At 38.1% G+C, this 10,025-nt stretch carries 9 protein-coding genes and 3 pseudogenes; 11 read left to right on the top strand and 1 reads right to left on the bottom strand.

The window, feature by feature from the left end:
* On the top strand, positions 1-115 hold a 115-nt coding region (locus AC058W_RS00735; protein ID WP_479389557.1), incomplete at its 5' end, for a ketopantoate reductase C-terminal domain-containing protein.
* Between the two features lie 137 nt (positions 116-252).
* Here the strand turns inward: AC058W_RS00735 and pckA are convergent.
* Positions 253-1,864 (bottom strand): annotated as a pseudogene (gene pckA / locus AC058W_RS00730) (phosphoenolpyruvate carboxykinase (ATP)).
* 459 nt (positions 1,865-2,323) lie between these two features.
* Between pckA and AC058W_RS00725 the strand changes: the two are divergent.
* From AC058W_RS00725 to AC058W_RS00680, 10 genes and pseudogenes are all read left to right on the top strand, one after another.
* Positions 2,324-2,803, top strand: a complete 480-nt coding sequence (locus AC058W_RS00725; RefSeq protein WP_479389556.1) for a PIN domain-containing protein — start codon at positions 2,324-2,326, stop codon at positions 2,801-2,803.
* Entirely contained in the window at positions 2,796-3,089 is a 294-nt protein-coding gene (locus AC058W_RS00720; protein WP_479389555.1) for a hypothetical protein, read from the top strand. The genes AC058W_RS00725 and AC058W_RS00720 overlap by 8 nt, the downstream gene beginning before the upstream one ends.
* 260 nt (positions 3,090-3,349) lie before the next feature.
* Positions 3,350-3,692, top strand: a pseudogene (locus tag AC058W_RS00715) (arsenate reductase family protein).
* Positions 3,693-3,738: 46 nt separating this feature from the next.
* Positions 3,739-4,223 (top strand): annotated as a pseudogene (locus AC058W_RS00710) (DUF1653 domain-containing protein).
* A 163-nt stretch (positions 4,224-4,386) separates the two neighbouring features.
* Complete coding sequence (locus AC058W_RS00705) at positions 4,387-4,908, top strand: cysteine hydrolase family protein (RefSeq protein ID WP_117677010.1); 522 nt, start codon at positions 4,387-4,389, stop codon at positions 4,906-4,908.
* A gap of 88 nt (positions 4,909-4,996) precedes the next feature.
* Positions 4,997-5,599, top strand: coding sequence for a hydrolase (locus tag AC058W_RS00700; RefSeq protein ID WP_118610122.1), 603 nt, complete (start codon positions 4,997-4,999; stop codon positions 5,597-5,599).
* 353 nt (positions 5,600-5,952) lie between these two features.
* Positions 5,953-6,549, top strand: a complete 597-nt coding sequence (locus tag AC058W_RS00695) for a class I SAM-dependent methyltransferase (RefSeq protein ID WP_118610123.1) — start codon at positions 5,953-5,955, stop codon at positions 6,547-6,549.
* A complete protein-coding gene (locus tag AC058W_RS00690; RefSeq protein ID WP_294436388.1) occupies positions 6,519-9,014 on the top strand; it encodes a DEAD/DEAH box helicase family protein in 2,496 nt (831 codons plus the stop codon). The genes AC058W_RS00695 and AC058W_RS00690 overlap by 31 nt, the downstream gene beginning before the upstream one ends.
* A gap of 358 nt (positions 9,015-9,372) precedes the next feature.
* A complete protein-coding gene (locus AC058W_RS00685) occupies positions 9,373-9,714 on the top strand; it encodes an AAA family ATPase (RefSeq protein ID WP_479389554.1) in 342 nt (113 codons plus the stop codon).
* Positions 9,715-9,802: 88 nt separating this feature from the next.
* Positions 9,803-10,025 (top strand): hypothetical protein (locus AC058W_RS00680; RefSeq protein ID WP_479389553.1); only part of this gene is annotated, 223 nt, incomplete at its 3' end.

Genomic DNA, 10,025 nt, shown 5'->3' with positions numbered 1-10,025 from the left:
AGGAAAACAGTCCGAAATTGACGGATTAGTTTACGAAGTAGTAAGAATGGGAGAAGAATATCACGTTCCGGTACCCGCATATGAGAAAGTGGCAGAAAAACTCAGAGCCCTGTAGCGAAGCGGATTGCGAATATCCGCTTGACCACCGAAACAACATGAAAAAGGGATGCGAATTACTCGCATCCCTTTCGTACTCATTTGGACAATAAAATTATAATTTAATTATAATTAACTTTAATTCAGCAATTATAATTATAACTGAGGACCAGCTGCAACAAGTGCTTTACCAGCAGCGTTTCCTTCGTATTTAGCAAAGTTCTTGATGAATCTTCCAGCAAGATCTTTAGCTTTTACTTCCCATTCAGAAGCGTCAGCATATGTGTCACGAGGATCAAGGATACCTGTGTCTACGCCGTTAAGCTCTGTTGGAACTTCGAAATCGAAGAATGGGATCTTCTTAGTAGGAGCGTTAAGGATATCTCCGTTAAGGATTGCATCGATGATACCACGAGTATCTTTGATGGAGATACGTTTTCCTGTTCCGTTCCATCCTGTGTTAACCAGGTAAGCTTTTGCTCCGCTCTTTTCCATTTTCTTAACAAGTTCTTCTGCGTATTTTGTCGGATGCAGTTCAAGGAATGCCTGTCCGAAGCAAGCAGAGAATGTAGGTGTAGGCTCTGTGATTCCACGCTCTGTACCAGCAAGTTTAGCTGTAAATCCAGACAGGAAATAGTACTGAGTCTGAGCTTCTGTCAGGATAGATACCGGAGGAAGTACGCCGAAAGCATCTGCGGACAGGAAGATTACGTTCTTAGCTGCCGGTGCAGAAGAAATCGGGCGAACGATGTTTTCAATGTGATTGATCGGATAAGATACACGAGTATTCTCTGTTACGCTCTTATCTGCGAAATCAATCTTGCCTTCAGCATCAAGTGTTACGTTCTCAAGAAGAGCGTTACGTTTGATCGCATTGTAGATGTCAGGCTCAGATTCTTTGTCAAGGTTGATAACTTTAGCGTAGCATCCACCTTCGAAGTTGAATACGCCGTTGTCATCCCAGCCATGCTCGTCATCACCGATCAGGAGACGTTTCGGGTCTGTGGGAAGAGTAGTTTTACCTGTTCCGGAAAGACCGAAGAAGATAGCTGTGTTTTCGCCGTTCATATCTGTGTTTGCAGAGCAGTGCATGGAAGCCATGCCTTTCAGTGGAAGGAAGTAGTTCATCATAGAGAACATACCTTTCTTCATTTCTCCGCCGTACCATGTGTTTACGATAACCTGCTCTTTAGTTGTGATGTTAACCTCGAACATTACAGCTGTTTCGAGGGTTCAGGCCTAATTCTTTATAGTTTTCAACTTTAGCTTTGGAAGCGTTGTATACAACGAAATCTGGCTCGAAGTTTTCAAGTTCTTCAGCTGTTGGCTGGATGAACATATTTGTTACGAAATGTGCCTGCCAAGCAACTTCAACGATGAAACGGATAGCCATACGAGTATCTTTGTTAGCACCGCAGAATGCATCTACTACGAAAAGTCTCTTGTTGGAGAGCTCTTTTTTAGCGATTTCTTTTACTGCATTCCATGCTTCCTGAGTTGCAGGATGGTTATCGTTTTTGTATTCGTCTGTTGTCCACCATACTGTATCTTTGGAGTTCTCATCCATAACGATGTATTTATCTTTAGGAGAACGTCCTGTGTAGATACCTGTCATAACGTTAACTGCACCAAGTTCGCTGACATGACCTTTTTCAAAGCCTTCCAGTTCCGGTTTGGTTTCTTCTTCAAATAATACTTCATAAGAAGGGTTGTAGACAATTTCTGTAGTTCCGGTAATGCCATACTTGCTTAAATCGATTTTTGCCATCTTACGTTTAACCTCTTTTCTTCGTTAATGAAAGCGCCTGTTTAAACAGGCTTAAGATACCTTACCATAAAAGCGAATGGGTATCGCTTCTCTTTTACTATTATACATATTTAACGCTTAAAATCAACAGGATTTTTGCGTTTTTTTGAATTTTGTTAAAGATTTATCAACTTAAATCTGATAAAAATCCGTCACTTTTCACAAAAGGTATGTAAATTTATTATAGTGGCAATATGGGAATACTATTCGTGGATATGATAATATTCTGTCTGGATGGAACAGACGGCAAAGACAACCAGGAAATACTAACCAGGAGAGCTGCCACTATGTGGTTGTGCCGAAGAAAGATGCATGTTAAAATAGGAAAGAATTATCCGGCTGAAAAATGACAGAGTATTGTGCAGCAGAGAAAAATAAAGGTTACTGTGAACGGAGTGAACAGTAACAAATAAAGAGAGGATGAAGATTATCAAAACTTATTATTTAATTGATTATGAAAATGTAGGAAGTGAAGGCTTCAAAGGATGCGAAAAATTACGGGAAACAGATATTATCCATCTTTTTTATACAGACAACAGCAGAAAAATAGACCTTGATATTATCAATGATCACGGAGAGTCAAAACTGATCACACATAAAGTACCGACAGGAAATCAGTCAGCAGATATGCATCTGGGCTCTTATCTGGGATATCTGATAGGAAAAGAGTGCACAGGGCAGTATGAAGAATGCAAAATTGTTGAAATCAGCAAAGATACAGGATTTGACCATATTATAGAGTTCTGGAAAACAGAAAAAGATGTGAAAGTCTCCAGAAATGAGAAGATTTCCGGAAAACAGGTGCATACAAGGAAACAGGTAAAAAAACAGACCGGTAAAGAAAAAGACGGACAGATGACCGAACAATCCGGTCGAAGAAACAGAAAAACAGTTGGATGAACAACCTGAAAAACAGTCTGTCAAACAATCAGAGAATCAGAATACAAAAAAGCCAAAACAAAAGATAATTGACATGAATGCCGGAACAAAGAAATTACAGCAGGAACTGGTATTGGTTCTCGACAAAGCAGGCATGCCAAAGGAAGTAGTAAACTATGTTTCTACAACTGTGGAGAAAAATGCAGAAGGCAAAAACAGAAAACAGCAGATTTACAGATCTATCATTTCCAAATACGGACAGACAAAAGGACTGAATATCTATAACCATATTAAAAAGAAAATTTAATGGAATAAAAAATAGCGGAATAAAAGAAGGAGGCCGGGAACCTTATGGATTCCCGGCAAAAGTATGAAAAAGAAAAAGTTTTATTTGCAATTACTCTTTTCTCTGTACAGGTAATAATATAACCAGGAAATGTGAGAAATATGTGTGTGAGAATTTGAAAAAACTGTGAAATGAATGGAAATTTAAAGTGAACAGGCAGGAAAAAGAGAAAATATAGCAGGAACAATAATCCTTAAAAAAATGGGAGAAAGCATTAGACTATGAATATACAGATTTTTGGTACAAAGAAAAACTTTGACAGCAAAAAAGCAGAACGCTACTTCAAAGAACGGGGAATTAAATATCAGTTTATAGAGATAAAAGAAAAAGGCTTAAGCAAAGGTGAATTCCAGTCCGTCTGCCAGGCAATTGGTGGTTATAACAGGCTGATAGATACTGATTGCAAGGACAAAGATCTGCTGGCATTAATCACCTATATTGCGGAGGAAGACAAAGCAGAGAAGATCCTCGAAAACCAGAGTATTATCAAAGTCCCTGTGGTAAGGAACGGAAAACAGGCGACAGTGGGATATCAGCGCAGAGATTTGGAAAAACTGGAAATAAAAAATGTGAATGTATTTATTATAAGAGAAAAAAGGAAAAATAAAAAATGGCAAAGATCAGAATCATAAAGAAAAACAATGACTGCAGCATGGAATACGAAGTAGGTGATATTTGCGAGGTCAGCGCAGGCACCTGGCCTGGCGGTGTCCACATTCAATCGGCCGCTTTGCCCGAATCCCGGTTTCCCTTGATAAAGAAGAATATATGGAACTCAACACAGAACCGGAAGAACCTGACAGTGCGGAAAATGAAAACACTTCGAAGACACCGGAACACGATATCCATGCAGGCGACATTGTGCAGCATTTCAAAAGAGAATGGGTATCCCCGGATACTTCCGAATATCTCTATAAAGTCCTTGCAGTAGCTCATCACACAGAAAACGGTGAAAAACTGATGATCTACCAGGCGCTCTACGCACCTTTCAAAATCTGCGCCAGACCCTATGATATGTTCATGAGTAAAGTAGACAGAGACAAATATCCGGATATTAAACAGAAGTACAGATTTGAAAAATATACTGAAAAATAGAGGATTGATATTTTATGGAATTGCTATAGTAAAACTGGCACTTCTGCCTGTACAAAAATATTTTGTTGCTGTATAGTAATAACAAATAATAACAGCACACGTTTCCAGAGATTTTATGGGATTATCTGAAAAAAATGTGCAGAAAGAACGAAGGGAAGGAAATATGCAGAAAGTATTAGTAGTTGTAGACATGCAGAATGATTTCATCGACGGAGCTCTTGGAACAAAAGAGGCAGTTGCCATTGTACCTGGTGTAAAAGAGAAAATCGAAAATTTTGATGGAGTTATTCTTTTTACCAGAGATACCCATGAAACTTACTATCTCGACACTCAGGAAGGAAAGAAGCTTCCTGTACCGCACTGTATCCGTGACACCGAAGGATGGCAGATCAGAAGCGAATTAGATGCACTCAGAAAAACAGAACCCATTGACAAAGAAACCTTTGGTTCCACAGATCTTGCAGGAGAACTGGTGGCAATGAATGAGGATAATGAAATCGAAAGTATCACATTCGTAGGTTTATGCACAGACATCTGTGTTATTTCCAATGCACTTCTGGTTAAAGCATCACTCCCGGAAGTTCCGATTATTGTAGACGCTAAATGCTGCGCAGGCGTAACACCGGAAAGTCATGAGAATGCATTGAAAGCAATGGAAGTATGCCAGATTCAGATTGACAGATAAACCGCAGAGCAGTTATTCAGTTATAAACAAGCAGTAAAGCAGATGATTTTATCCGCCTGACAATTCAGATATGAGGAGTGACAAAATAATGAAGACAATTACACGAGATGAGGCATTTACATTATTAAAAAAATACAACAAGGATCCATTCCACATTCAGCATGCCCTGACTGTGGAAGCAGTAATGAAATGGTACGCCAATGAACTTGGCTATGGCGAAGATGCAGAATACTGGGGAATTGTAGGACTCCTCCACGACATCGACTTTGAACTATATCCGGAAGAACACTGTCTGAAAGCTCCGGGAATGCTCCGCGAAGCAGGCGTAGGCGAAGATGTGATCCATTCAGTTGTATCCCACGGTTACGGCATCACAGTAGGATGTGGAGCAACCATTGATGTAGCACCGGAACACGAAATGGAAAAAGTACTCTTTGCAGCAGACGAACTTACAGGACTTATCTGGGCAGCAGCACTTATGAGACCATCCAAAAGCACAAAAGACATGGAACTCAAATCCCTCAAGAAGAAATACAAGAGCAAAGGCTTCGCAGCAGGATGCTCCAGAGAAGTTATTGAACGCGGCGCTGAACAACTCGGGTGGGAACTGCAGAAGCTGCTCACTATGACACTGCAGGCAATGGCAGACTGCGAGGATGAGATTAAGGCGGAGATGGATGCGGAAGCATAATTGAACGTTTGACTTATCGGCTTATAACTAGAAATGAATGATGGAATCAGAGAACCAGACTGTATGTAGGGGAAGAAACCTATGTGCAGTCTGGCTTTCTTTTTTATATGGAAGTTGATGAAAGAGAAAAGATATTAAAAAAGAAATATGCAACAGTTTTTGCGCATTATAGATAAGTGAATATAATAAAAAATGTCTGACGAAAATTGTTGCTGTTTATGTCAAAAAATTGTATAATATGACACAAAGAAGTTAGATTTATCAGAAAAATTAAGGCATAAGAAACAAAACAGGTATTTTGCAGATAAAACAGGAGTGAAATCAGTGCCGGATGGCATTTGGTGAGTGAATATATGACAGATATAGATAAAACATTAAAATATTACAACAAAAATGCGCAGTCTTTTGCTTCCGGGACTGTTTCAGTAAAGTTTACAGAAGTACAAGATAAATTTTTGGAGAAACTTAACCCAGATGCGTATATTCTCGACTTTGGCTGTGGCGCAGGAAGAGATACAAAGTATTTTCTGAGTCGTGGATATCAAATAGATGCAATTGACGGTTCAGAACAATTATGCCGGATTGCAAGTAAATATACAGGAATTAAAGTCAGGCAGATGCTGTTTCAGGAATTGGATGAAAAAGAAAAATATGATGGTATATGGGCTTGTGCATCTATTCTCCATTTGCCGAAAAAACAACTGCGTGAAGTTTTGGAAAATATGTATGTAGCATTGAAACCGGAAGGATGGATTTATACCTCTTTCAAATACGGAGAATTTGAAGGCGAACGAAATGGAAGATATTTTACCGATTTTACAACAGATACATTTAAAGAGTTCATACATGACATGCATGATCTTAAAATAGAAGAACATTGGATCACAGGAGATGTCCGACCGGGAAGAGGTGAGGAAAAATGGCTGAATTTACTTCTGCAGAAAAAGTAAACATCGGGTATGAAAACGAATATTCCACAGATGCAATGACCGGCGGACCGGATAAAAGAAGACAGTTATATTATCAGCTGATACAGAGCATGAAAAAAGCGGAAAGCGTTGATATCATAGTTTCTTTTCTTATGGAATCCGGAGTGAGAATGTTGCTGAAAGAACTGGAACATACCTTGAAACGTGGAGCCAAAATCCGAATCCTGACAGGAAACTACCTTGGAATTACACAGCCATCAGCACTATATCTGATCAAAAGAAAACTTGGTGACAGAGTTGATCTTAGATTTTATTGTGAAAAAGGACGTTCCTTTCATCCAAAGTCTTACATTTTCCATTATACAGATTACAGTGAACTTTACATCGGCTCTTCTAATATTTCCAGAAGTGCGCTGACTTCAGGAATAGAATGGAATTATCGGTTCAGCAGTCAGAAAGATCCGGAAAACTACAAAGAATTCTTTCATACATTTGAAGATTTATTTGAGAATCATTCCATTATCATTGATGACAAAGAATTAAAACGTTACTCCCAGAACTGGCATCGTCCGGCGGTGGCAAAAGACCTTGACAGATATGACTTTGCAGAGTCGGAAACGAATGATGCGAAAATAAAACCTTTATATGAACCAAGAGGAGCACAGATCGAGGCATTGTGCGCATTGGAAGATACAAGAGCAGAAGGAGCACAGAAAGCACTCATTCAGGCTGCAACGGGCATCGGGAAAACATTTTTGGCTGCTTTTGATTCAAGAAAATATGAGAAAGTGTTGTTTGTTGCACATAGGGAAGAGATTCTGAAACAGGCAGCAGTTTCTTTTCAGAACGTAAGAAATTCCAAAGACTATGGATTTTTTATGGGAGCTGAGAAATGCACAGATAAACCACTTATATTTGCCTCGGTAGCAAGCCTTGGGAAACCGGAATATTTAAATGAAAAATATTTTGCTTCGGATTACTTCGATTACATGGTGATTGATGAATTTCATCATGCAGTCAATGACCAATATCGAAGAATTGTAGAATATTTCAGACCGCAGTTTCTCCTTGGACTGACGGCAACGCCTGAGAGAATGGACGGCAAAAATATATATGAAATCTGCGATTATAATGTGCCGTATGAGATTTCACTGAAAGACGGAATCAATAAGGGAATGCTGGTTCCGTTTCATTACTATGGAATTTATGATGAGACTGACTACACAAAGCTACATATAGTTAAGGGAAAATATGCAGAAGAAGAACTGAACAGAACTTATATCGGGAATGCTTACAGGCATGAGTTGATTTACAAATATTATTGCAAATATGGTTCCAGTCAGGCATTAGGATTCTGTTGTTCCAGAAAACATGCAGAAGAAATGGCAAAAGAATTCGGTAAAAGAGGAATTCCGTCGGCAGCAGTTTATAGTAATGCAGATGGAGAGTTTTCCATGGACAGAGCAGAAGCGATTGAGAAACTGAAAAATGGAGAAATCAAAGTTATCTTTTCAGTGGATATGTTCAATGAAGGCGTAGATATTCCTTCAGTTGATATGGTAATGTTCCTGCGTCCGACAGAATCTCCGGTTGTATTTCTACAGCAGCTTGGAAGAGGATTGCGCAGAAATAAGGGAAAAGAATATCTCAATGTTCTGGACTTTATCGGCAATTATGAAAAAGCGGGAAGAGTCAGGTATTTGCTGACAGGGAAAAATAAAACAGGAAAAGAAACATATTATCCGGCAGATAAAGCAGATTATCCAGATGAATGCTTCGTTGATTTTGATATGAGATTGATTGATCTGTTTGCAGAAATGGACAAGAAACAGCTGACGATCAAAGAACAGATCAGAAATGAGTATTTCCGGATCAAAGAATTGCTTGGCAAACAACCAACTAGAATGGATTTGTTTACTTATATGGATGATGATGTTTATCAGATGGCGGTCACACATTCGAATGAGAATCCGTTTAAAAAGTATTTGAATTATCTGGAAGAATTGGATGAACTCACAGATGAGCAGAAAAGATTCAGCCAGGGAATAGGAAAAGACTTTATAAATCTGCTGGAAAACACCAACATGAGCAAGGTGTATAAAATGCCGGTACTGATGGCTTTTTATAACCATGGGAATGTGAGAATGGAGGTGTCAGAGGCGGAACTTCTGGCAAGCTGGAAAGACTTCTTCTCTACAGGAACAAACTGGAAGGATTTGGAGAAAGAGATTACATATGAGGAATATCGCAAGATTTCGGATAAGAACCATATCCAAAAGATAATGAAAATGCCGGTACACTTTTTATTAAAATCTGGGGAAGAATTCTTTGTGAAAAAGGATGGCGCGGCGTTGGCGTTGAGGGATGAAATGGAAGATATTGTGAAGGAGCCAGTGCTGGCAGAGCAGATGAAGGATGTTATTGAGTATAGGGCGATGGACTATTATCGGAGACGGTATAAAGAGCAGATAAAAGCACTTTTATAGTGATGGAGAAGATGCGTATGGAATCAGAAAATATATCAAAGTATAGTGGAAGAATAAAGTTATATTCCTTAAATATGGAATATAACATGACTGTATCACACGATGGGATATGGAACCTAGCTACAAAAATAAACTTAAGTAAATTGTGTAAGAAGATTAAAATTAGTAGTGTATGGTAAAAATGATGAATGAGAAAATGGTTGCTGTACTTGTACGGGAAAATATATGTATTCATCTATGCAAAAAGAGTAAGTTGAAATGGTTCTTACAGTACCTAATCCATTTCAGATAAAAGAATTGAGAACAAAAAATATAATAAAATTGGAGATTACCGCTCCATAGTGTGAGGATAAGGAAAATGTATCTAAAAGAAATACAGTTAAGAAATTATAAAAATTTTCAGAACACAAAATTTGTTTTTCGAAAAGGAATAAATACTATTATTGGAGAAAATGACTCTGGAAAAACAACTCTTATGCAAGCTATTCGTTTAGTTTTAGACAAGAAATTGGAATGGTATGAAAAAGAAATTTCAGAAAATTGGTTTTCTGAGGGATTAGGGGATTGGAGAGGACACATAATTATAATATCACTTCGTTTTGATGAATTGGATTCAACAAAGGAAGAACAAGCAGTACTAAAATATATCACAGGAACATCATCAAAGGAAGGATTCTATTACTTGGTTTTGTATACCTAATTCAAGAACTAGAAAACGAATTTCTTCTCTTAATGGGGAAGAACTGAAAAAAGCTTTATTTGAAATACGAATAACTGATTATATAAGTTTGGTTACATATGGTTCAAATAAGAATTATCTTGACGATGAAGTGTATCATAGCATAGTGGGTAATATTTCTCAAGGAGAATATTTATTAACAGAAAAATTAGATGAAAATCTTATGGGATCAATAAGTACAATGAAAAATTCTGGTATAGAATACATTCGAAATAGGCTTGTTGATTTTACATATATAGATGCATTGAGGGATGCTGTAAATGTTATGCATC

It is taken from the genome of Blautia sp. CGZ-1-C1, from assembly GCF_056504575.1.
The sequence above is the reverse complement of the archived record's forward strand: the minus strand, read 5'-3'. Positions and strand labels throughout refer to the sequence as shown.